Annotated in this window: 13 protein-coding genes; 3 read left to right on the top strand and 10 right to left on the bottom strand. The window is 57.1% G+C overall.

Annotated elements, in window-relative coordinates; genetic code table 11:
• The first annotated feature begins 6 nt into the window (after positions 1–6).
• A complete protein-coding gene (locus E5201_RS11845; RefSeq protein ID WP_140986309.1) occupies positions 7–1,266 on the top strand; it encodes an MFS transporter in 1,260 nt (419 codons plus the stop codon).
• Positions 1,267–1,775: 509 nt separating this feature from the next.
• Positions 1,776–4,493, top strand: a complete 2,718-nt coding sequence (locus E5201_RS11840; protein WP_246050658.1) for a TonB-dependent receptor — start codon at positions 1,776–1,778, stop codon at positions 4,491–4,493.
• A gap of 238 nt (positions 4,494–4,731) precedes the next feature.
• Here the strand turns inward: E5201_RS11840 and E5201_RS11835 are convergent, their stop codons facing one another.
• From E5201_RS11835 to E5201_RS11825, 3 genes are all read right to left on the bottom strand, one after another.
• On the bottom strand, positions 4,732–6,147 hold the full coding sequence (locus E5201_RS11835) for an efflux transporter outer membrane subunit (RefSeq protein ID WP_140986308.1): 1,416 nt from the start codon (positions 6,145–6,147) through the stop codon (positions 4,732–4,734).
• 1 nt (position 6,148) lies between these two features.
• A complete protein-coding gene (locus E5201_RS11830) occupies positions 6,149–9,343 on the bottom strand; it encodes an efflux RND transporter permease subunit (protein WP_281280221.1) in 3,195 nt (1,064 codons plus the stop codon).
• 76 nt (positions 9,344–9,419) lie between these two features.
• Positions 9,420–10,595: an efflux RND transporter periplasmic adaptor subunit gene (locus E5201_RS11825; protein ID WP_425456580.1), complete on the bottom strand. Its 1,176-nt coding sequence runs from the start codon at positions 10,593–10,595 to the stop codon at positions 9,420–9,422.
• A 291-nt stretch (positions 10,596–10,886) separates the two neighbouring features.
• Between E5201_RS11825 and E5201_RS11820 the strand changes: the two genes are divergently transcribed.
• Positions 10,887–11,528, top strand: coding sequence for a TetR/AcrR family transcriptional regulator (locus tag E5201_RS11820; protein WP_140986307.1), 642 nt, complete (start codon positions 10,887–10,889; stop codon positions 11,526–11,528).
• Positions 11,529–11,537: 9 nt separating this feature from the next.
• Here the strand turns inward: E5201_RS11820 and E5201_RS11815 are convergent, their stop codons facing one another.
• The 7 genes from E5201_RS11815 to E5201_RS11785 form a co-directional block, all read right to left on the bottom strand.
• On the bottom strand, positions 11,538–12,935 hold the full coding sequence (locus E5201_RS11815; protein WP_140986306.1) for a glycoside hydrolase family 28 protein: 1,398 nt from the start codon (positions 12,933–12,935) through the stop codon (positions 11,538–11,540).
• On the bottom strand, positions 12,932–14,152 hold the full coding sequence (locus tag E5201_RS11810; protein ID WP_140986305.1) for a glycoside hydrolase family 88/105 protein: 1,221 nt from the start codon (positions 14,150–14,152) through the stop codon (positions 12,932–12,934). The genes E5201_RS11815 and E5201_RS11810 overlap by 4 nt, the downstream gene beginning before the upstream one ends.
• A gap of 6 nt (positions 14,153–14,158) precedes the next feature.
• A complete protein-coding gene (locus E5201_RS11805; protein ID WP_140986304.1) occupies positions 14,159–15,292 on the bottom strand; it encodes an endo-1,4-beta-xylanase in 1,134 nt (377 codons plus the stop codon).
• Between the two features lie 111 nt (positions 15,293–15,403).
• Entirely contained in the window at positions 15,404–16,993 is a 1,590-nt protein-coding gene (locus E5201_RS11800; RefSeq protein WP_140986303.1) for a glycoside hydrolase family 43 protein, read from the bottom strand.
• A 145-nt stretch (positions 16,994–17,138) separates the two neighbouring features.
• The gene (locus E5201_RS11795) at positions 17,139–19,370 is read right to left on the bottom strand and encodes a hypothetical protein (protein WP_140986302.1); all 2,232 of its coding nucleotides are present in this window, start codon (positions 19,368–19,370) and stop codon (positions 17,139–17,141) included.
• 78 nt (positions 19,371–19,448) lie between these two features.
• A complete protein-coding gene (locus E5201_RS11790) occupies positions 19,449–20,930 on the bottom strand; it encodes a glycoside hydrolase family 28 protein (protein ID WP_181404620.1) in 1,482 nt (493 codons plus the stop codon).
• 266 nt (positions 20,931–21,196) lie between these two features.
• Positions 21,197–24,505: a TonB-dependent receptor gene (locus E5201_RS11785; protein WP_246050657.1), complete on the bottom strand. Its 3,309-nt coding sequence runs from the start codon at positions 24,503–24,505 to the stop codon at positions 21,197–21,199.
• Positions 24,506–24,615: the final 110 nt, after the last annotated feature.

Below are 24,615 nucleotides of genomic sequence, written 5' to 3'. Positions count from 1 at the left end.
ACGCACATGACCACAGCCACACCGGACACTTCCCAGCACGTCAGCGGCACCAGACGTCTGGTGTTGCAAAACTCGCTGATGGTCAATTTCTTCGTCCTGATGGCGCTCTATTCCGGCGTCTTAGGCGTCCTTCTCCCCGGTCAGATCGCTGAATTTGATCCGGCCAACAAGGCCAATAATCTCGCCATTCTGTTTGCCATTACCTCGGTCTTTTCAACCCTGACAACACCCATTGCCGGTGCCCTGTCTGACCGTACCCGTACACGCTGGGGTCGACGCTCACCGTGGATCGCACTGGGGTCACTGATCGGCTCTTTCGCCCTGTTTGGCGTGTCGCTGATGACGACCTTCTGGTCACTGATGATCTTCTGGGTCATGGCCACCGTCGCCTATAATTCCATGCAGCCGGCCATGACCACCATCATTGCCGACCGCTTCCCACCGGAAACCCGCGGCGTCGTCTCAGGCTTTGTCGGCGCCGGCATGACCGCAGGCCTGACCGCCGGTACGGTGGTCGCAGGCTTCCTTGCCGGTGAGCGCGTCCTCGCCTACGGCCTGTTCGCGCTGGCGATTGCCGCCTGCTGTCTGGCCTTTGTGGTGATCAACCGCGAATCTCCCGCCACACACATCCCGCGCAAAAAATTCGACTTCAAAACCTTCCTCAAAAGCTTCTGGATCGACCCCAAGGCGCACCCTGACTTCGCCTGGGCCTTTGCCGGTCGCTTCACCATCTATATGGGCTATCAGGCGATTGCCACCTATATGCTCTATATCCTTCAGGACTATATAGGGCTCGGCACCGAAGGAGCCAATACGGCGATTGCCAAACTGGCCATGGTTACCTTTGTCTGTCTGGTCCTGTCATCTGTCATTTCCGGCTTCCTGTCCGACTGGCTGCAACGTCGCAAACCCTTTGTCTTTGGTGCCAGCCTGATCATGGGCATAGCCATGCTCATGCCACTCCTCAGACCCGACATGACCGGCATGTATGCCTATGCCGCGATCATCGGTCTGGGCTACGGCGCGTTTATGTCGATTGACATGGCCCTGATGACACAGGTTTTGCCGAAAACCGAAGACGGTGACGAAGGCAAGGACCTCGGCATACTGACAACCGCCGTTAATATCCCGCAAATCCTCAGCCCCGTCATGGCTGCCATATTGCTCAATATGTTCGGACATAACTATGCGGTGCTTTTCATCGCCGCCATCATCTTTGTTTTTGGCTCGTCCTTGTGTGTTTTGCCGATCCGCTCGGTCAGATAAAACGCCAATTTTAATCCTTTACCCTCAAAGCCCTGCGAAAGCGGGGCTTTTTTAGTCTGAGTAAATCTTATTATTACATCATTTTACATCAGATATTTGATGATAAAGAAGTGTGAAACCCTCAGAATTGTGTTAAAATGACCACAAACAAGCCCCTAAGGGGCAACCAACACATAGGGTTGGCACACCAGAGGCGGAACACAAAATGACATATTATCAATCAAATAGGACAAACGCGGATCATTACCGTGTTCAATGGACAGCCAGCGCTTTTGCATAAACTTCTATACAGCAAAGCCCTTCAGGATTAACCAAACCCTTCGATATATCAGGGACTAAACCTGATCACATACGTTAATCCAGCCCCGACCCACTGAGGGGACGCAGCCCGCCCAAAATATAGTCAGACATAATATCATAATTTGACATATGTATGATGTTAACATAGCCTCTCCTCATAAGCAGCGTGGAACCCAAAGAGCCACGCATAACCACGGGATGAAATGTTTATGTCCAGAAAATCCATCATGATGGCCGCTACCGCTCTGTCTGTTGCCCTGATCACACCGCAATGGGCAGCCGCACAGGCCGTTAACACCCCCGAAGCTTCGGACGAAGTCGAAGAAGTCGTTGTGCGCGGCATCCGCCGCGGAATTAAGGCCTCCATCGACATCAAGAAATCCGCCATTGGCGTGGTTGACTCCATCGCCGCCGAAGATCTCGGCAAGCTGCCGGATCAAAACGTCGCGGAATCCCTGCAACGCATCGCCGGTGTCACCATCGAGCGTAACCGTGGCGAAGGGTCATTCATCTCGGTGCGCGGCTTTGGCCCAAAATTTAATGCCGTCACTGTAAACGGCCGCACACTGGCTACCGAGCATAAGGGCCGTGAATTTTCCTTCGACGTCCTGCCGTCCGAGATCATTTCCGGTGCCGATGTTTATAAAACACCTCAGGCAAATATTGTTGGCGCATCGATTGGCGCAACCGTTGACGTTCGCACCATGCGTCCGCTGGATCAGAATACTTTCGCTGCAGCTGCCTCAATTGGTGGCGTGCACGCTTCTTTGGCAGACAAAACCACCCCAAAAGCTTCAGGTGTCATTAGCTGGCGTAACTCTGACCGGACATTAGGTCTGGCTGTAGCCGCCTCCCATGCGGAGCAGGAAGCGCGCACTGACGAATTCACCATTGGTGCCGGTCACGTTAAGCGCTCATCCAACAGCACCTATTATAATCGCACAGTTAATGGAACCGTAGTTCCCGGCGGGCGCATCGGCCCGAACGTTGCTCCGTTCACAGGCATTTCCATGCCGTCTAACCTCTCGCCTTTCTTCTATGAACGCGAAAAGAAAATGACAGGCCTGAATGCCTCTGGCCAATGGAAGCCTGTTGATAATCTCACACTTACGCTGGACGGACTTTATTCGAAGGCAGAGATTACAGACCAGCAAACGGGCCTCGCCTACGATTTTGCGGGCGGCACGCTGGTTGAGCAGGTCGTCGAAGGCAATGAGGCCGTTTACCAACGCTATGAAGGCGGTTTCGTCGATCAGATCATTCAATTTGATCGACGCGAAGTCACCACCACAATGCTGGGCCTTAATGCCAACTGGCGCGTGTCCCCAAGCCTGACCCTGACTTTTGACGCCTCGACCTCTAAGGCCGAGCGCCGCGGTAAGGAAGACAACAACTTCACCACTATTCGACGTAAGGACGTTGACCTGTGGTGGGATCGCCGTGGCGGGCACCCGATCTATGATTACGGTTTCACTAGCCCGAACTACGCTGACGCGGCCACAAACCCACAAGGCATTACCGCACACTATTATATCTGGGGCGGTGGATCAGACGTTGATGATGAAATCAGCGAATACAAGATTGATGCACGCTGGACGCCTGACAGCAAATGGTCGATCTTCGCAGGCATGGGCTTACAGGAGCGCACTAAGACTGTCGTCGCCGCAGAAATGCCTTTTGGCCAGCAATGCGCTTACTGTGATTCAAACTTTGTCCTGTCACCTTCGCTGTTCCAGAACACCAACCGTAATTTCTTTGACAGCCATAATGGAAACGTTCTGCGTGACTGGCTGATCTATGACACGACAGCGGTTATCGCTGCTGTAAAGGCTCAGGCTGACTTAGACGGCAAAGCGTTTGCTCCGGGCGGCGCACACCCCGCGGGTTCATCTGTCGTTGATGAAAAAGTGGCTACGGGCTACATCATGGGTAATTACAGCACCTGGATCAGAGACATGGCGCTCGATCTTAACTTTGGTGTCCGTGTTGAAAGCACGACCTACACCTCGACAGGCGCTTCACGTACCATCCTGAGCGCCAAGCCAACAGGCGGCGGCCAGAATGATATCGTTGTGTCTGGTGTAGTGCCTGTTGGTTTCCGTGGTGAATATAGTGATGTCTTGCCATCGTTTAACGCCAAGCTGGCAGTAACACCGGAAATCGTACTGCGCTTCGGTGCCGCCAAGGTATTGACCCGCCCGACAATGACCGACCTGTCACCGGCACAGAGCATTCAGACCAACCCCGGAAACGAAACCCTGCGCATGGGTAACCCGGACCTTCAACCTTTCCGAGCTAACCAATACGAAATCGGCGCTGAATGGTACTTTGCTGATACCTCACTACTGTCCTTTGCTGCCTTCCACAAAGAGATTCACTCCTTTGTGACGACAGCCACCACGCCACAGCTTGTTGACGAAATCACCTTCCAGGTAACCGTCCCGGTCAACGGCAATGGCGCGACAGTTAAGGGTTACGAAATCCTCTACCGTCAGGTCTTTAGCCAACTGCCTTCACCGTGGGATGGTCTGGGTGCTCAGGCCAGCTACACATACGCTGACTCAAATGCCAACTACGTCAATGCAGTTACCGGCAATACCCACAGCCTCGAAGGGTTATCAAAGACCTCCTACAGTCTTGTAGGTTTCTATGAAAAATACGGCGTTCAGGCGCGTATGGCCTACACATGGCGCGACAACTTCCTGCAAACGGCTTTCGGACGTAACGGTGAACCGGAATACTTTGACGCTTACGGTCAACTCGATGCCAGCCTGTCCTACGACGTGACCCGTAACTTCACCGTCTTTGTCGACGGCCTGAACCTGACGGACGAAGAAGAGTTCCTCTATTCCGTCAGCGAAGACCGCACCAAAGAGTTCCGCACAACCGGCAAGCGCGTGTCGTTCGGTCTGCGCTACCGTTACTAAACTTCCGGAGCGGTTATCCGCTCCGGTTCCGATCTGTCTCCCCTCCCTTACGCACCGTCCCTGTGACGGTGCGTTTTTTTAGGTTTGAGCTTGATTCTTCTCCCTCCTGCTATGCGGGAGGGTGGCGCTTTGCGAACCGCAAAGTGACGGGAGGGTTTCTTTCCTCTCAGAGATACGAGCACAAAAAAAGCCCCGATGGCGCTAACCATCAGGGCGTTATGTCACCTTATCTCACAGCCTATTCCGCCGCGTCGAACCCGCCCCCAAGGGCGCTGTACAACGACACCAGATTGATCTCACGCAGCAGACGCGTGTTAATCAGGCCCTGCTGCGCCGTATAATAGGTACGCTGCGCATCATAGAGCGAGAGATAGGAATCGATACCGGCATCAAACCGCGCCTGAGACAGATCGACCGTTGACTGCGCCGCCCCCAGCACTGAGGTCTGCGCCGCCAGACGACGATCAATTGTCGAACGCACCGCCAGCGCATCCGAAACTTCACGGAAAGCGGTCTGGATCGAGCGCTCATATTGCGCCAGAGCAATATCCCGACCGGCTACGGCCGATTGAGCACCGGCAATACGCGCACCCGCATCAAAGATCGGAATATTGATGCTGGGCCTGAAGGTCCAGGTCGAACCGCCATCAAACAGCTGATCAAAATCCGTCGAACTGTAGCCCGCCGAACCGGTCAGGCTGATGCTCGGGAAGAAGGCCGCCCGCGCCGCACCGATATTGGCGTTACGCCCTTTGAGGTTATATTCCGCCGCCATAACGTCCGGACGGTTGAGCAGAACCTCGGAAGGCACACCGACCGGAATCGCACTGAGAATCGCATTCTCAGGGAAGGCGCGCGGGATGATATTGATCGGCAACTCTGTCCCCACCAGCAAACGCAGGGCATTCAGATCCTGCTGCACCAGCGCCTCATAGGTCGCGACATCATTACGCGCCTGTTCCGCCAGAATGGTTTGCTGGCTAAGCTCAAGCTGCGACGCCGCCCCTACATCAAACCGGCGTTGCGTCAGAGACAAGCCTTCTTCACGCGTTTGCAGGGTCTGACGCGACAGGCTCAACAGCTCCTGATCTGCCGCCAGCCCCAGCCAGGCCTGAGCCGTTGCCGCAACGATCGAAATCTGCACGGCCTTGCGGTTTTCCTCACGTGAGAAGAAATCGTTCAGTGCTGCCTGATTGAGGCTGCGCACCCGCCCGAACAGATCAAGCTCATAGGCCGTGACCCCGAAATTAGCCGAAAAGTTCTCACTTTTGGCAAAATCAATTTCACCGTCCACGCCATTAGCCGCAGGCACAGGCGCTTCCGTCTTCGTTGCCGAAATCGTCCCATCCAGATTAGGCACCAGCGCCGAACGCTGGATGCGATACTGGGCGCGGGCCTGCTCGACATTCAGCACCGCCACCCTGAGGTCGCGGTTATAGTCGAGCGCCAGCTCAATCGTCTTTTGCAGACGCGGATCGAGGAAGACCTCGCGCCAGCCAAGGCTGTCCGCCGATTGCGCCGAAATCTCGGTCGCCACCGGCCAGGCCTGAGAGGTGGGCAAAACCCCGCGCTCGTAATGCGGAGCCAGCGAACAGGCGCTTAAAACAACCGCGCTCGCCGCCCCCATGAGTGTCAGTTTAACCAGAGAGGTCATATTAGTGGGCTCCCGTGTGGTCATTGGGGTTCTTCTTTTCAAACTCGGCCAGACGTTCCAGCGCTTCACGCTCAACCGCCAGCTTTTTGATGTGCTTCTCGTCCGCCTTAAAGGCCTTCTCGATTATAAAGAAGAACAGCGGGATAAAGAAGATGGCAAGGAAGGTAGCCGAGATCATGCCGCCAACCAGACCCGTACCGATGGCGTTCTGGCTGCCTGACCCCGCACCATTGGCGAAGAACAGCGGCGAGATACCGGCGGTGAAGGCCAGAGACGTCATGATGATCGGACGCAGGCGGACACGAACGGCCTCAAGCGTGGCATCAATAAGGCTCATACCGTTTTCATGGTTCTGCTTGGCAAATTCCACGATCAGAATGGCGTTTTTCGAGCTAAGCCCAATAATGGTCAGCAAGGCCACCTGGAAGTAGATATCGTTCGACAGACCGCGTGTCATGGTCGCCAGAAGCGCACCGACCACACCCAGCGGAATGACCATGATAATGGCCAGAGGGATAGACCAGCTTTCATAAAGGGCCGCCAGCAGGATGAACACGACCAGAATAGAGATCGCATAGAGCATCGGTGCCTGAGCACCCGAAGCGCGTTCCTGCAAGGACAGACCCGTCCACTCATAGCTGATACCCGGAGGCAGGGTGGCGATGATGTTTTCCATCTCCGTCATGGCCTGACCCGACGAACTTCCCGGAGCCGCAGCCCCTTGAATGTTCACCGACGGCGAACCGTTATAACGCTCCAGACGTGGCGAACCATATTCCCAGCGTGTCGTGGCAAAGGCCGAGAATGGCACCATCTGGCCTTCGTTATTACGCACATACCAGTGGTTGATGTCCTCCGGCTTCATACGGAAAGGCGCATCAGCTTGCAGATAGACCTTCTTGACGCGGTTGCGGTCAATGAAATCGTTGACATAGGCCCCACCGAGCGCCGCAGACATCGTCGAATTGATGTCGGCAAGGCTCACGCCCATGGCACCGGCTTTTTCGTTGTCGATATCGATCTTGAGCTGCGGCGTATCTTCCTGCCCGTTCGGACGCACGCCCGCCAGAGCCGAATTCTGCGCCGCCATACCCAGCACCTGATTACGCGCGGCAATCAGAGCGTCATGACCCAGACCACCCGTATCCTTAAGCTGAAGGTCAAAGCCCGAAGACGTACCCAGTTCAGCCACAGCCGGCGGGATGATCGCAAACACCATGGCGTCACGGATCTGCGAGAAGGTGCCCATCGCCCGTCCGGCCACAGCCGGCGCCTTCATATCAGCCGCACCACGCTCTTTGAAATCCTTGAGCTTGACGAAGGCCATACCGGCATTCTGACCGGAACCAGCGAACGAAAAACCCGTGACAGTAAAGGCAGACGCAACAGCTTCGTCCTTCTGGAAGTGCGCAGATACCTGATCCATTACGCCTTGCGTACGCTCAGCGGTCGCACCGGGTGGCAATTGCACGATCGTAAAGACAATGCCCTGATCTTCGTCCGGCAGGAAGGAGGTCGGCACGCGCATGAACAGCAGCACCATAACCAGACCCAGTGCGCCATAGATCGCCATAAAGCGCACCGGACGGTTGATGATCTTACGCACCGAACCCTGATAACCGTTAGAAGCACGGTTGAAGTTGCGGTTGAACCAGCCGAAGAAACCCTTCTTCTGCTCATGGTCGCCACCGGTATGCGGCTTAAGCAGGGTCGCACACAGCGCAGGTGTCAATACAAGCGCCACAACAACCGACAGCGCCATGGCCGTTACCAGAGTGACCGAGAACTGACGATAGATCACGCCCTGTGACCCGCCGAAGAAGGCCATAGGCACGAACACGGCCGCCAGAACCAGCGCAATACCAATCAGCGCGCCGGTAATTTCGTTCATCGAACGTATGGTCGCAGCCAAAGGCGGCAAGCCCTCTTCGACGATCACGCGCTCGACGTTTTCAACCACGACGATGGCGTCATCCACCAACAGACCGATGGCGAGAATAAGCCCGAACATGGTCAGGGTATTGATCGAATAACCAAACGCCCCCAGCACCGCAAACGTCCCCAGCAGAACCACCGGAACCGCAATGGTCGGAATGATGGTCGCCCGCCAGTTTTGCAGGAACAGGTACATAATAAGGAACACCAGCACCACGGCTTCGACCAGGGTCTTCACGACCTCATGGATCGACAGCTCGATAAACGGCGAGGTATCAAACGGAATGACGTAGTTATAGCCTTCGGGGAAATTCTCCTGCAGCACATCCATGCGCGCCTTGACGGCCTTGGCCGTATCAAGCGCATTGGCCCCCGGTGCCAGACGCAGCGCCAGACCCGAAGCGGGCTTGCCGTTGAAATAGGCTTCCCCGTCATAGGTTTCCGCACCCAATTCGACACGGGCCACATCCGACAGATGCACAATCGCACCGCCCGAAACGTTTCTCAGGACGATTTTCTCAAATTGCTCAACCGTATTCAGGCGTGACTGCGCCGTGATGGTGGCATTCAGCGCTGTACCTTCCACCGCAGGCAATCCCCCGACCTGGCCGGCCGACACCTGCGTATTCTGGGCACGGATCGCCGCAATGACGTCCGTAGGCGTCATATTATAGCTCGTCAGCTTGGCCGGATCGAGCCAGATACGCATGGCGTACTGACCGCCGAACAGCATGGTTTCCCCGATACCGTCCACCCGTGCCAGTTCATCCTGAAGGCTTGAGGCGATATAGTCCGACAGGTCGGCATTGGTTACGCCTTCCTTATCGGAATAAAGCCCGACCACCATCAGGAAGTTACGCGCGGTCTTGTTGACCTGAACGCCTTGCGCCTGAACTTCCTGCGGCAGCGACGGAATCGCCGACTGAAGCTTGTTCTGCACCTGCACCTGCGCAATATCGATGTCGGTTCCGGCATCGAAAGTCAGGGTAATGCTGGCCGCACCGGTCGCATCAGACGAGGAGTTGATGTACAAAAGGCCATCAAGCCCCTTCATCTTCTGCTCGATAATCTGCGTCACCGAGTCTTCAACCGTCTTGGCCGAGGCCCCCGGATAGAAGGCGGCGACACCGACCTGAGGCAGGGCGATTTCAGGATATTGAGCAACCGGCAGGTTACGGATCGACAGGATGCCCGCAAGCATGATGACGATAGCCACCACCCACGCAAAAATGGGGCGATGAACGAAAAAGCGCGAGATCATAGTGTAAGTCCTTTGGGGGAAACGGTCTTACTTAAAAAACACATATAATACAGAATCATAAGCCGCATTCAGCGGCTTACTTTTCCGGTTGTTGACCAATGACCGATGCCTTGACAGGCGCATCAGGACGTACCTTTTGCAGACCTTCAACGATCACCTTGTCACCCGCCTGAAGTCCGCCGGTCACCAGCCACTTGTCGCCAACGGTCTGGCGAACCTGAATCGGACGGATGGCCGCCTTGTTTTCCTTGGTCACAACATAGACCATGGCATTGCCTTTCGGATCACGCGTCACGGCCGGTTGCGGCACCAGAATGCCACTGCCGATCACACCCGAAGACACACGTGCACGGGCATACATGCCGGGCAACAGATCACCCTTGGGATTGGGGAACAGGGCGCGCAGCGTAACCGTACCGGTTGCTTCATCCACCGAAACGTCCGAGAACTGGAGCTTGCCCTTGATCGGATAGACCGAGCCGTCTTCGAGGATCAGTTCCACATCGGCGCTGCCCGACTGACCGATCGTGCCTTCAGCAACGGCTTTACGCAGGGCCAGCACTTCGTTCACCGACTGGTTGATATCCAGATAGATGCTGCTGATGTTCTGAATGCGCGCCAGTTCCGTCGCCTGAGACGCGGTCACCAACGCACCGGGCGTTACCGTCGATTTGCCGATACGACCGGAAATCGGGGCCTGAACCTTGGTATAGTTCAGGTTGATGGCGGCGGCCTGAAGGTTGGCCTTGGCCGAGGCTACCGTAGCCTCTGCCTGCTTGAGTGCGGCTTGCGCATCATCATTTTCCTGCTTGCTGATGGCGTTGACCTTCACCAGTTCAGCGAAACGTTCGGCCTTGAGGCGCGATGAGGTAAGCGTCGCTTCGGCCTGCGCCAGTTGCGCCTGAGCCGCAGCATGCGCCGCCGCGAATGGAGCCGGATCAATCTGATAAAGCGACTGACCCGCGTTCACATAGGCCCCTTCGGTGAAAAGCCGCGACTTGATGATGCCGCCGACCTGCGGACGCACATCAGACACCAAAAACGCCGAGGTGCGCCCCGAAAGTTCCGTCGTCAGGTTGACCGCTTCGGTCTGAACCACAACCACGCCGACTTCAGACGGGCCCATGCCCTGTCCCTGATCAGGGGCCTTGTCACCACAGGCACTCAGAAACAGCATGGCTCCGGCACCGATCAGGCCCGCCGTCACCGAAAGACGCCGCCGCTGACGGATGGGCATAAACGAAATCGACATGAAAACTCTCCGGGAGATAGATCGGGCCAGCACAACACCGGCAAAAAAAGAAACATTCGCGTATTAATTGTCCCCCGCGACACTTTTTGCGCGAAAAACAGAAAACACCAGGTTAAAACCTTACAACTAATAGTGAGAATGAACGATCATTCTCATTTTTTGTGGATTTATGCGTCTTTATCGTATATGTCAAGCACCACAGTGGATTAAAAAACGTTCATTGTTTACCGGTGAACCCTGTATAAAAAACCACGCTAATCCTATGGAATCAATGGAACCGCTTTGCGCGACATGAACAACAACACGACGCCCGAACCTATTAGCAAAACGCAACAGAACCGTGAAATCCGTCGCCAGCAGATACTGGATGCAACGGTAAAATGTGTCCGCAAATCAGGCTTTCATGGGGCCAGCATGGCTGATATCGCCCATGAGGCGGGCCTTAGCGTCGGTGTAATCTACCGCTATTTCGCCAATAAGGAAGCGATTATTGAAGCGCTCGTCGCCAATGATCTGGCCCAGATGCGTGCGAAATTTGCCGAATGGGACATGACGCCGGACGAAGCCCTGTTGGATACCATTCTCGATACCATCGAATACGCACTCGACCACAAATTCAATGCCGACAACAGCGCTCTGGCCCTCGAAGTGCTGGCCGAAGCCGCCCGTAACCCCAATGTCGCCAATATTGTGCAAAAGGCCGATATTCAGGAACGCGAACTGAGCCGCAACCTGTGTGAGCGTCTGGCTGGCTGTCCGGGCAATTCCGGTCGTCTGACCGCGCGGGGCGAGATCATCAGCATGATCTTTGACGGCATGATGTCACGCTTCATCGCCAATCCGAACATCGACCGCGAGGCCCTGTTGCCGGTCCTGCGCGAGGTCATGACCTTCCTGTTCACCCTGCCCGACCCTCAACCATCCAAAAACTAGGGCTTAGCGTCACAATCGGTGGCGCTTACCATTTACAGTAACGCTTTTAAGCCTGATGCCCGAGGCATGTCTGACGATATCGGCCTCGGTCACACCGTCAAACCGGCAATCGCGCAGAGTCACATTGCGCACCGGCGCATGCGGCAGCCCCTGAATATCCATGACCCGGACCGCCTTTCGCGCCGTGACCCGTTCAATCGTGATATCCCTGACGACCGGCGTGAATTCACCCTTCGCCCCTTCCTCATAGTTGAAATCACAGATCAGCACCGAGCGTTCGACCTCCCCGATGGTGATATCGCGGAAATGAAAGTGCTCAAGCACCCCACCCCGTCGCGCATTGGTCTTGAAACGAAACGCGTACCATAACTCAGGACTGTCCATCCGGCAGTTTTCAGCAAACACATGATGCACCCCGCCTGAGATTTCACTGCCGATCACCACCCCGCCATGCCCGTCCTTCATTTCGCAGTTACGGATGACGATATTCTGTGACGGCACATTGATCCGTCGCCCGTCGGCATTGCGTCCGGACTTAATGGCAATGCAGTCATCCCCCGTATCAAACAGACAGTTCTCGATCAGCATGTGATCGACCGATTCCGGATTACAGCCGTCATTGTTCGGCCCGTGGCCTGTGACCGTGACCCCGCTGACAATCACATTGCGACTTAAGACCGGATGAATATTCCAGAAAGGCGCATCCTTAAGCGTTACGCCCTCGACCCTCACCGTATCGCAGCCGTAAAACTGTATAAAACACGGCCTGAGATAATCGCCGTCGCCAAATATGCGTTGTTGCGGCGGCACCCCATCCTCGGCCATCTGAAACAGGCGATTACGCGCCGGATGCTGGGTTGGCATACCCTCTTTCCAGCCAAACCGCTTGCCGCTCGACCAGGACCACCAGCGTTCATTGGCCCCCTGACCATCCAGCACCCCTTTGCCCGTCACCGAGACATGGGACACACCCTTGGCGTAGATCAGCGGCGAATAGTTGACCAGTTCCACCCCTTCCCAGCGCGTAAATACCGGCGGATAGTCCGCCGTATCGGTGGAAAACAAAAGCGTCGCGCTTTCCTCAAGGTGCAGATCAATCCGCGCCGCAAGATGTATAGCCCCCGTTAGAAACCGTCCCTTTGGCACGCGCACCTGCCCGCCGCCCGCCGCCACACAGGCGGCAATGGCCCGCGCAATGGCGTCGGTGTTCTTCGTCACGCCATCGCCGACCGCCCCGAAGTCGGTAATATCGACCCGATAATCCGGAATAACCGGCGCAGATATGGCCGCCACAATGGCCCGCGCCTTCGCCCACGGATCGGACGCCGCCCACACCGATACCGGTACGCTGCCTACAACCGCCGCCGAAGCTACGCCACCTAACCATTGCCTGCGTGAAACTGTCATGCCCTTATCCTTTCGGCGGTTGCCCACATCAAAGGCCCTACGCCCTTGGGGTCATTAGGCGTAATCGGTTCAGAAATATAATAATCATACGACCCATCGCGATAGGGACGATTGCCTAACCCCGCTACCCCGCAAATCCCGTTCAGCGCCTGAGGTGTCAGAAACTGATCGACACAGGCCTGATACGCCGCCTGCCCGTCATCCGCAAAATCACCAATGCCCAAACGTCCGGCCTTCATAAGCGCATAGGCAATCATCAAAGACGCCGATGCCTCCTCGTAATTACCTTCACGCCAACCTTGATCGACCACCTGATACCACAGACCATTGTCTGACCGGAATCGCAGCAGAGCCTCAAGCGTCTCACGCGTTACCCGCGCTATCGCCGCCCGTCCGTCCGCATCCATACCGTCAGAGGCCTCATAGATATCGACCAGTGCCGCACACCACCAGCCCATGGCCCGTCCCCAGACATGCGGCGAATGGCCTGTATCTTTGTCGGCCCAGCGTTCCTCACGGCTTTCGTCATAGCCATGCACATAGAGCCCATCGGCCCGCTTCATGCGGCGTTCAACGCTTAAAACCTGCGCCACCGTATCGGCAAACAGTTCCGGCCGCCCCGTTACCTGCCCATAGGTAACCTGAAACGGATGGGCCATATAGATGCCATCCAGCCACACCTGATGCGGATAGATCTGCTTGTGCCAGTAATTGCCGTCTTTTGTGCGCGGGTGGGTCACCAATTGCGCAAATTGCACATCCATGGCCCGACGATACCGCTCCTGTCCCGTCAGTCGCCACATCGGCGCAAGCACCTTGCCGGAATTAATACCGTCGATGTTAAAATCCGCCGGCCGGAAGATCGCCAAAGCCCCGTCGGCCAAGACCCGCGTTTCCAGATCAGACTGCACATAGCCCACAAAGGCCTGATCTCCGGTCACGCTATGTAAATCAAGCGCCCCCTTCCAGATCAGACCATCCTCATAGTTCCAGATCGCCGGATTGGCCTCACGCGTATTGAGATAGCGGACGACAAAATCCGCCATCACAGGCGATACCCGATCAAGCCCCTCACGGGTCTCAGGCGCGATCTTCACCACCCTGAGCGCAGGCGCGGTCTGCACATTGACCGCCACCCGCGGCTTTGCCGTGACGGACGATGCCGCCGCCAGAGAAAGCCCGCCCCACAAAAATAACCGGCGATCCAGTCCCATCATCACACCCTATCGCGCAGGCGCGGCACGGAACGCCGCCGCCAGCGCCTCACGCAACGGCTTCACCCTGAACTGATCATCATAGGGCGTCGGTCGCAAGGGCAAACGGTCTTCACGCGGTGTGGTCGATTGCAGCCAGCTATGCTTGTCGTCCATGCCCCAGCACAGCACGTCCTTGACGCGGGTATTGGCGAGCGTCAGATCGAAATAGGTCTTTGCCGTTTCCGCCACGACCGCATCACGCCGCGCAATATCCCCGACCACCAGCCGGTCATTGACATCAAATTCCGTCACCAGCATGTCATAACCCATACCGGACACCTCATTGAGAAACGCCGTCCAGGCCGCATAATCCGGCTTCGTATCATCGGCCCCATGCTGAAGGCCCGACTGATCCGTCCCAATATGGCCCTGTATCCCCAGCGTATCGACCGGTATCTTCTGATCACGGAACAACCGCAGCCGCTTTAGCACGGCCTCACGATGCAGGGCATCCTTGGGCCGCCAGCTCATATAGTCGTTATACACAAGTTCACACTGCGGCAGATGCTCCCGCGCCGCCTCAAAGCAGATACGGAACACATCATCGCCCAATATCCGCGTAAAGACATTGGCGCGTACCTCACCGGTCTTTTCGTCAATGGCTTCGTTGATCACATCCCATGAGGTGATGCGCCGCCCGTAATGGCCGGCCACTGTGCCGATATATTCGCGCAGCAAAGCTTCGGCGGCCACTTTCGGCTTCGGTCCGAAATCATGCGTCAACAACCACTTCGGCAGGAACTCGTCCTTGGCCCACATAAGGGTGTGCCCGCGCAACGGCAGACCATGATCATCCGCGAATGTGAGCACCTTATCACCCGGCACAAAATCATAGATCGGCTCCGGCTGATTGCGGATGGTGTACATCTTCATTTCATTGGTCGCCACCAGCACCTTGCACTCACGCAGGATGATGGCCTTAACCTCAGGCGACTCCAGATCACCGCGCTTATTGCCGATCGCCGACCCGAAACGGATACCTTTCGTTGCCGCTATCTCGCCCAAAGACGGGCCTGTCGAAAGTGTCTGCGCCCTCAGTACCGACGGTGCCGCTACCATGCCTGCAGCCGTCATGGCCATCATTGCTCTGCGTGAAATCATTATCTTACTCCCTGTTTTACATCCTCCCCTCTCCTCCCTATGCGTCAGCATGGGGAGGTGGCTGGCCAAAGGCCAGACGGAGGGGTCACTTTTTCAAAACCGTCTCCCGTCTTATTTTTTGGTCTCCACCCTAAACCAGTCGGCATCCACCTCACCGCCGCTGACCGCTGCACCATGCTTGCCTTTCACATAGGTAAACAGCCCCGGTCGTGACCCCTTCCACCATGAAAAATGCCACAGCTTTTCCGCTTCCCCCATTGGTGCAAATGCCCCGTCACCTGTGCGATAGGTCATACGCACCATCTGATCCTCAGTGATCTCAGCCCGAAGCTCAATCACGCCATTACTGATTACCGGCCCCAGTGCCTCAACCCCCGCAGAGGCATAGGCCACCCGCGTGACACCGTTTTCACGCACCGCCCCGATCCACAACGGACGCACCCCGAACAGCACCAGTCCGGCCCGCTGCCCGTCGATCATCTGCCCGACCTCAAGGCGCGTGGTGATCCGGCTTTCGGGGCCGGTCAGCATCTGCGTCAGGGTGTTACGCGCTCCCACCAGATGCTCACTGGACGAGGGTTTAAGCCGCATGAAACCGGCCCGCTCCGTCAGGCTCCATCGGCTGTTGTCGGGATTATGGTTCCACTGCCATTGCAGCCCCAGTTTCAGCGCATCAAATTCATCCGAATCCTGCAATCGCTCGGTCGCGTCGGTCACCCCCGTATCGGGATAGGCATGACGCATCACCGGCTGTCCGGCCACCGATCCGGCAATCGGCTCACCCATGACCGGCCAGTCATCGACCCACTTTACCGGCTGCAAGTGGTTGATGCGCCCAAAGGCCTGCGTCGAATTGAAATGTAAAAACCAGCCCTGCCCCGACGGCGTCTCAACATAGCCGCCCTGATGCGGTGCCTGAACTTTTGTCGCCCCGCCCTCAAGCACCACGCGCCATTCATAAGGCCCGCGAATATCGCGCGCCCGACCTACGGCCTGCGGCCCCTCACCGACACCTCCAATAGGCGCAAAAATATAGTACCAGCCATTGCGCTTATGGAATTTCGGCCCCTCAAGCACCGGCAATTTTACCGGATCATAGGCAACAACCGTGCCTTCATCGAGCAACCGCTTGCCGTCGGCACTCATGCGATGCAGCACCAGAGGCCCCGCCCCGACCTTACCGTGGATCAGCCAGGCCTGACCGTCTTCATCCCAGAACGGGCACGGGTCTTCGTAACCGGCACCGGTTTTCAGCGCCACCGGCTTCGACCACGGCCCCGCAGGGTCTTTGGCCTGAGACATGAACACGCCTTCTTCCGGCGTCGCCCAATAGACGTAGAACAGGCCGTTATGATGCCGGATGGCCGGTGCCCACACCCCGCCCATATAGCGCAGACCCGGACGCGTCGGCTTCGACCTGGTGTCATCAAGCTCATAAGGCCCCGGCATGTCATATTCTGGCGCGCCGTCAAGCTTCGGCAGGACGTGACCAATAATCTCCCAGTTGACGAGGTCTTTTGACTTCAGAACCGGAATCCCCGGCGTAAAATGAAAGCTGGAGGACACATGATAATAGGTGTCTCCCACCCGAATAACATCAGGGTCGGAATAGTCGGCATAGATCACCGGATTGGTATATTCCCGCGCTTCCGCAGCCCCCGCCTGACCAATCACCGCCGCCAGCATCAAAACCCTGAACATATCGCCTCCTTCTTTCGCATACCTCCCCAGCTTGCCGGGGAGGGGGACCGCGCCCTGAAAGGGCATGGTGGTGGGGTCTCTTACTTTCTCCCTCCTCCCTGCTTTGCGGGGAGGTGTCAGCGAAGCTGACGGAGGGGTCTCTTTTTTAAGGCAATGGCCGGATATTCTCATAACGCACCACCCAGCCGTCTTTCGGGAAACCGGGCGCATGCCCCTGTGACCCGTCCCAGCCCGCCGCCATCATCCCGACCGCCAGCAACAAAGACCCGTTCGACGGAAAATAGGTTTCCGCCGCCCGCCGGTATCCAACGCCATCCGGCCCGACCTTACGCGCGGATTCCGCCACCATGGAATCGCCTGCGCTATCGATGTGCACGCGCGGTGTCATGCCCGATACGCCCCACTGATTATTGCGCAGGTCTTTAAACAGCCAGTCGATCGCCGCTTGCGCGTCGCCGACCCGCGCCGCACTCATGGCCGCAACCGGAAAATCCCAACCCCATGTCTGACGCATATCCCAGTGCGCTTCGGTCGCCCTGAGAGTCGCTTTCATGATCGCCGGATCGGTGTGCGCCCCGCCAATCAGACCGTAGGCCATCAGGAACGACGGATGATCGCGATTATCGCAGTGTTCCGGCGCATGGCCGCTGCACTCAGCCGATGCGGCCTGCGCCCAGAACTCAGGCTTGTTCTCGACCGGAATATAAAGCCCGTCCTTCGCCACCGGCTTCGCCAGCTTGCCAATTACCTGATCCCATTGCGGATTACGCGCCAGCCCCTGACGTTCGCGCCAGCTTTGGGCCATCTCAAGTCCCATGCGGAAATATTCGATCTCGAATATCGGATTAAAGGTGGTGAACGGATCATAGTTTTCCTGCACCGGAATGATCGGCGGCCCCAGCACATAACGTCCCGTCGCCTCATCCCATACCGGCCATTCCGCCAGTAACCCTGCCGTTGCCTCAACCAGTTCACCATAGCGGCTGATCACCTCCGGCGACGGATTTGCGCGATAGACCAGTTCGGCCATATAGATCGGATGCGGCTGCTGCCACATGATGAACGGGCCGATAGGGCTTGGGCTGTTGCGGCCTTCAGGCCCGGCCATTTTCGGCCACCAGGCGCCGTTTATCCCATGCCCTGCGCCCGCTTTGCGCGCTTCCGGCAAATGCGCCACATACCACGCAAGGCTACGCTCAAGCAGTTCCGGCCGCTGCCACTGCGCGAAATGCGCCGCATGCCACATATGCATTTCCAGATGGAACTTGCCGGCCCAGCTAACCGAATAAAGCCCTTCTTCCTGCGGCGGCAATTCACCCGATCCGTTGACCTTCATAAGATACTGCGACAGCACCACCCGCCGTTCAAGCTCGTGCGCCCGCGGATCGGTCGAGCCAGTGAAATCAATTACCCCGCCCTCCATCCAGTAGGCACGCCAGTGATCAGCCACCGCCGCCACTGCCTGCGGATAATCCACCGCTGCGACATCCGCCGCTTCACGCCCGAAACCGACCTGCACAATCAGCTCATCCGATCCCGCGCCCAACACCTCAAACCGATGCGCCTCAGCCTGTCTGATCGTCCCTGTAGAGACACCAAACGACCCGTAATATACCGTATCATCCAGTGTCCGCTTCAGCACCCATTGCCGCCCATCGCCCGCAACGACCTCGGTTTTATGCGCCTCAGGATTTTCCCAGTCCTGCGGATCAGGACTTAAAGCCTTGGCCACACCGCTATAGCGCACCTCTGCCCCGATACGTCCCGCCGCTACCAAAGGCGAGACAATACGCACCAGCACCACATCCTTATCCGCCGTGACCCGCGTCTCGACCGTTACCGGCTGACCGTCAAATATGAACCGGCTCGTCAATGTGCCGCTCCACATATCAAGCACTTGTTCCGTACCCGTCAGATCGCCCAATACCGCCTTCTGGCCATCGGCTTTAATCAACACCAGCCCGACCCGCCCCAGCGCAAAGCGGTGCGGATTATCCCGCAACCAGCCCAAGGCGGGACGCGCCGTCATCTCATCAAAACTCTTGAAATAGTCATAGGCCTGCGGCTCACGGCCATGCACCGGCACCTTTTCCTGACCGTCGGCCTCAACAAATCCTTGCGGATTGGGGAAACTGTGCCAGCCCCACTGCGCCATGACCATCATCGGCGATAGATGCGAATAGGCCTCAGGGAAGGTCTGAAGACCGGTAATATCCGCCGTGAACCCCAGTTCCCCATTACCAAGCATCAATGGCGCATGCGGATCGACGGCACTCAGATGCGGATTGTGACGGCTGACCAAGGCCTGACGATCAATGGGCTGCGCCACAGCCACAGTCGCCCACAGCCCGACCAGAAAAACCATCAAAATCCGCATCACATTCTCCTACAATATCCTCCCCTGCAAGGCGGGGGAGGTGTCAGCGCGAAGTCGCTGACGGAGGGGGCATTCCAATCAGACGACGCACACGCCCGAGGTCTGCGTCTTCAGCATCAAAAACGGCCTCGGATCGGCAACATTCGGCGTCACGCGATAATTCACCAGCGTCAGATTATCGACATGCCGCGCCCACAGCCCATAGGCCGGCGCATCACCGATATCGTCGATCATATGCGCATCGGGATAGACGCCATACATCTCGCCAATCTGGTCTTCGCGCACCACAGGCTTCTGTGTGACACGGCTTTTGAGGTCGATATCATTCAGCACAATGTCACTGATGCGTTTTTCGGGGATGCCCAGGAAATAGGAACCGCGCGGGCCATTCTCCTCACCGGTGATCCGCTCAAAGACAATGCGCCGGATCGTCCCCAGATAGGCTGGCGCATCACCGGGCTTGACCCGTCCGCGCTTCTCCAGCCTGAGGAAAAACGGCGACCAGGCGCGAATGATTTTTATATCGGTCGCCAGAATATTTTCGACGATGCCGCCATCGACCGACTCCCACGAAAAACCGGAATCGGCATTGACGTTTTTCACGCGGCGCATGTCCTCGGACACCCCGCCGATCAGGCAGTTACGGATCAGGATATTTCTGAAATTACCCTGCGAATCCGTACCAAACTTGATGGCATTGCATGAGGTAAAAAACGTGTTGTTCTCAATGAGGATATGCTCGCCCGTACGCTGCGATGCGCCCTTGAAGCACATGGCGTCATCACCGGCGCTGATATAGCAGTTACGCACAATCGCGCGACGACAACCATCCAGATCCAGCCCGTCATTGTTAAAATTCGACTGGTTCTCAACTTTCATATGCTCGAACAGCAGGTCTTCGCAGTTGAGATAGTTCTGCATCCAGCACGGCGAATCCTTCATCGTAATGTCGCGCACATGCACGCGCTCACAATCAATCACACGGATAACAAACGGACGTCCCGGCGTGCCATGAATGGTTTCTTCACCGGGGAAATTGGCCTTTGAGCCGCGCCCGTTGATCTCGCCTTCGCCACAGATAGAGATATCCGTGCAGCCCTCGGCAAAGATGATCGACTGGTTCATGCCCATATTGGTGTCCTGCACCGTCAGGCGCTTCGCCACCCGCTCAGGATAGTCCTTGAGATCAAGACTCCCCAGCAACCGCGCACCCTTGGCGACCTCAAAACGGATATGGCTCTTAAGGTCAATCGTACCGGAGATATAATCGCCCTTGGTCAGCCTGACCGTACCGCCGCCTTGCGCCGCCGCCGCATCAATCGCCGCCTGAATGGCCCTGGTCGCCAGCCCCTGACCGGTATATCCGTGCTGCTCAGGCGTCACGACAAGGTCCGGCCCGCGCCAGCCCTTAAGCCGCGCCGTCAGGTCATCAGCCATACGCAAAAGATCAGCCCTCAGGGGCGCGACCCAGTCCGGCAACCCGCCACAGGTTACGCCTGAACCGCCAAGCGTTTCACTGCGCCCTGTTCCCGCAGCGGCCATCATACCTAATGCTGTCATACCTGCTCCAAAGCCTCGCCGTGAAATACCTGACATCATTATCTCCTGCACAGTTTTCGGAATGCACTTAATTTCGTAAAAAAAGTCCGGCGGCTTGGAACCGCCGGACCTGAAAGAAAAGGGACTGCGGGGAGTTACAATCCCTCGATTACGCTTACAAACGCACACTTAAGGGTCTGATATCGCCTTCCCGGAGCGTCACCACGGGGATGTTGTGGTGACGTAAAACAGTCGGGGGAAGAACCGCTGCCGGGAAGGCAATTTCATCAGAACCTCATATTCGCGCCAACAAAGAACACGCGTCCCTGCACATCATAGGTCGCCGGAATCGTGTTGTGGGAACTTTGCTGAAGCGAACCAAGGATCGGCGGATCCTTATCCAGCAGATTGCGGATACCACCCGATAAGGTCACCGAGTTGCTAAGCTCATAGCTGCTCGACAGATCGATATAGGTGCGCGGACTGATGACTGGATGGGTCATGCTTTCCAGAGCGCGTGGGGTTTCGCCGCGACGCAACGGCACCAGATGGGCATCCGCCGTCAATTGCCCGATGTAACGCGCCCGTGCCGAAAGCGTCAGCGGGCCGGTACGCCAGGTTACACGTGTAGACCCTTTCCAGCGCGGAGTCGGCTGACCACAGGTGCCGCCAAACGCCCCAAGGCATTCATTGGTCACATCCGGCATTTCCTGAATCGGCGTCAGAGTGAACTCTTCGGTGTAGGTCCACTGGCTGCTGATATCCCAGCGGCTGTCGCCCATAAGGCCCCAGTCCGTACGGAAGCCGTAACGCGCCTCAAGATCGATACCTGAGGTCTTGATACCACCAATATTCGCCATGGTCGTGGTGACATAGTTTGGCGCCGCCACTTCACCGGTCTGGCTGTCGCGGTTGATTGCCTGACAATAGACGCTGCTGGCGCTCTGTATGGTATAATAACACAGGTTCAGCACGTTCTGAAGCCCGCCGCCCCCAAGGGTCGAAATGGCGTCATCCAGTTCGATCTTGAAATAGTCAAGGCTCAGGCCAAAACCACGCAGGAACTGCGGCGTCCACACCAGACCCACGGTCACCGTATCGGATTCTTCGGGGCTGAGGTTCGGGTTACCGCCGATAACCTGCGTCATATAGATGCCCGGCTGCACCGAAACATCAAACACGCGGTCGGCGGGCACACCGGTGGCAATACACAGATCCCGCACGGCCTGCGTCTGCTGCGACGCCGGCGCGCGTGACGAACACGGATCGTTCGCCGTCGGGCCATCCGTGCCCTGACCGCCATAAAGCTCACCGACGTTCGGCGCGCGGATAGCGTGCTGCGTTTGCGCCCGCAGCGTCAGGTCAGTGTTGATCGCCCATTCCGCACCCAGCGAGTGTGTCCACACCCCGCCGACGCCGGGCAGTTCATAATCAGAATAGCGGAACGCGCCATTGAGGCTCAGACGGCGGGCAAAAGGCACATCCGCCAGTATCGGCACCCGCACTTCACCGTAGATTTCCTTCACCGTCGAAGACCCGCTGGTGGCGCGTGCGCCGTTCCAGCCGGACACATCGCCCGACGCCAGATAGGAATCCGGCGTATATTTGGCATAGGCATAGCGCCATTCAAAACCGGTCGAGAAATCTACCGGCCCCGCAGGCAGATCAAAGGCCTCACCGGTCAGGTTACCGGCAAATACCTGCTGCTCGGCATACATCGACGAATTAGAGGTAATGGAAATGGCGTTGATCGAGGCTTCCGTCAGATTCTGGCCGAACGGATTAAGTACCGGATCCGCGCCGCCAACCGACAGCATCGACCGCTGGAAGCGGCTGCGCGACAGCGAATTAAGCTGCGTGGCGGCTTCCGAGGTGCGGGCATAGGAATAATAGATGTCGTAGTTCAGGTTACGCAGGAGGTTCGGTGACACGTCCCCCAGATTTCCGCGAAACCCGAAAGCCGCCCGAAACACATTATGGTCCGAAGTGGCAAAGCGCGGCCCCATATCCGACAGGCGGCGATTGAGGTTGATGACCGCCAGACCATCACCGGCTGTTGTGGTCATGGTCGAGGTGCCCTGCGTCACTGTCGTCGTGCCGGTTTCTCTCAGATCAAGCTGATTGAAGACCTCGCGCATTTCGGCGCTGACATAGGGATTATCGACATCCACCAGAAGATTGCCACCGATATTAGTCGGGGCGATCTGCACATCGGTACGGTTGGAACTGTAATGCAGTTCCATATAGCCGGTGACCTTGTCGGTGAAGTCATAATGCGAAAAGACGTTACCCATCCACCGCGTCTGAGGCGTCACCATATAGGAGTCAGGGCTAAGATCGAAACTGTCCGAACCCGGATCATAGGGACGGATCGAGCGGCCATCTTCGCTGAAAATGGCCCCCTGACTGGTCATCCCGCCAAGACCCGCCGCAATAAGCGCCGCATCCAACGCCGGATTGGAGCCTGATGACCCAACCACGGGGAAGTTGGCAATACGCCCGTTCGGCACATTGGACGACCCGCTATAGATCAGGCCCTGACGGCCACCGGCCTCGGCACAGGTCTGACCCGATGGCACCGCCAGAGGCGTTCCTGGGCCTTTTTTGTTATAAGACGCCGCCGTAACGCAGCCATCGGTCAGCGACAGACCGGCCCAGTCACCGCGCTCACCGCGTGTATAGCCTTCGCGGCTGAGATAGTTGAGCGACACCACAATATTACCGCGACCATCGGCAAAATTCCCGCCCGCCGTCAGATCAAGACTGTGGGTTGGCGTCCCCGTTGGCTGATCCCAGCTACGCTGATAATTGGCCTCAACGCCCTCGAAATCGTCCTTCATGACAAAGTTGACGACACCGGTAATGGCGTCCGATCCGTAAACTGCCGAAGACCCGCCGGTCACCACTTCCGTGCGCTTGATCAGCGCCGCCGGAATAGTGTTGATATCGGCCGTAAAATCAGGTCCGGTAATGGCAAAGCGACGGCCATTGACCAGCACGAGGTTACGCGTAGCACCAAAGTTACGCATGTTCAGCGTCGCCGTACCGATCGGCTGACCGGCCTGAACCGTGTTGGCGGTCGGGCTGTTCAGCTGGTTACCGGCAAATTGCGGCGAGTCATTGAGCAACTGCTCAACATTCTGCGTCCCCGACAATTTGAATTCCTGCGCATCATGTACTGAAACCGGCGTAGGCGCCTTGAACCCGCGTGACGCCAGACGCGAACCGGTGACCACGACCGTTTCCACGGCCTCATCCGCCATGGGCGTAATTGCGGCAGGCGCTGTATTCTTAACCCGTAGCGAAATTACCGAACCATTGTCCGAGGCGATCTCAAGATTGGTCCCCTCAAGCAGTTGCGCCAGTGCCGCACGCGTATCGAGATTACCCCTGACCGCCTGGGTGCGGATGCCCTTAAGCTGTCCGGCCGGTGCAATGATCTGGATGCCCGCCTGTGAGGCAAATTCCGGTATGGTCTTGACCGCCTCGGCAGGGGCGACATTAAAACTTTTTACCTGCGCCCATGCGCCGCTCGCCAGCACCAGCCCCATAAGGGCCGCGCCTGCGAACAGAACTGATTTTCGTGAATTGTGCATTTCCCGTCCTCCATGAAGCCGCTTTTATGAAGGTTTTGCGAACTTCTTACCGGCTTAGACGCATGGGCTTTGAAACTTCCGCTATGGCAAATGTAAAAATTATCAAAAAA

The sequence above is a fragment of the Asticcacaulis tiandongensis genome (assembly GCF_006475605.1).
GTDB lineage: Bacteria > Pseudomonadota > Alphaproteobacteria > Caulobacterales > Caulobacteraceae > Asticcacaulis > Asticcacaulis tiandongensis.
The sequence above is the reverse complement of the archived record's forward strand: the minus strand, read 5'-3'. Positions and strand labels throughout refer to the sequence as shown.

Excerpts from the sequence above, each read along its gene's own strand:
- E5201_RS11825 (WP_425456580.1), bottom strand. The coding sequence starts at position 10,595 with ATGTCGATTTCGTTTATGCCCATCCGTCAGCGGCGGCGTCTTTCGGTG.
- E5201_RS11795 (WP_140986302.1), bottom strand. The coding sequence starts at position 19,370 with ATGCGGATTTTGATGGTTTTTCTGGTCGGGCTGTGGGCGACTGTGGCT.
- E5201_RS11845 (WP_140986309.1), top strand. The coding sequence starts at position 7 with ATGACCACAGCCACACCGGACACTTCCCAGCACGTCAGCGGCACCAGA.
- E5201_RS11790 (WP_181404620.1), bottom strand. The coding sequence starts at position 20,930 with ATGACAGCATTAGGTATGATGGCCGCTGCGGGAACAGGGCGCAGTGAA.
- E5201_RS11785 (WP_246050657.1), bottom strand. The coding sequence starts at position 24,505 with ATGCACAATTCACGAAAATCAGTTCTGTTCGCAGGCGCGGCCCTTATG.
- E5201_RS11830 (WP_281280221.1), bottom strand. The coding sequence starts at position 9,343 with ATGATCTCGCGCTTTTTCGTTCATCGCCCCATTTTTGCGTGGGTGGTG.
- E5201_RS11820 (WP_140986307.1), top strand. The coding sequence starts at position 10,887 with ATGAACAACAACACGACGCCCGAACCTATTAGCAAAACGCAACAGAAC.
- E5201_RS11840 (WP_246050658.1), top strand. The coding sequence starts at position 1,776 with ATGTCCAGAAAATCCATCATGATGGCCGCTACCGCTCTGTCTGTTGCC.
- E5201_RS11835 (WP_140986308.1), bottom strand. The coding sequence starts at position 6,147 with ATGACCTCTCTGGTTAAACTGACACTCATGGGGGCGGCGAGCGCGGTT.
- E5201_RS11805 (WP_140986304.1), bottom strand. The coding sequence starts at position 15,292 with ATGATTTCACGCAGAGCAATGATGGCCATGACGGCTGCAGGCATGGTA.
- E5201_RS11815 (WP_140986306.1), bottom strand. The coding sequence starts at position 12,935 with ATGACAGTTTCACGCAGGCAATGGTTAGGTGGCGTAGCTTCGGCGGCG.
- E5201_RS11810 (WP_140986305.1), bottom strand. The coding sequence starts at position 14,152 with ATGATGGGACTGGATCGCCGGTTATTTTTGTGGGGCGGGCTTTCTCTG.
- E5201_RS11800 (WP_140986303.1), bottom strand. The coding sequence starts at position 16,993 with ATGTTCAGGGTTTTGATGCTGGCGGCGGTGATTGGTCAGGCGGGGGCT.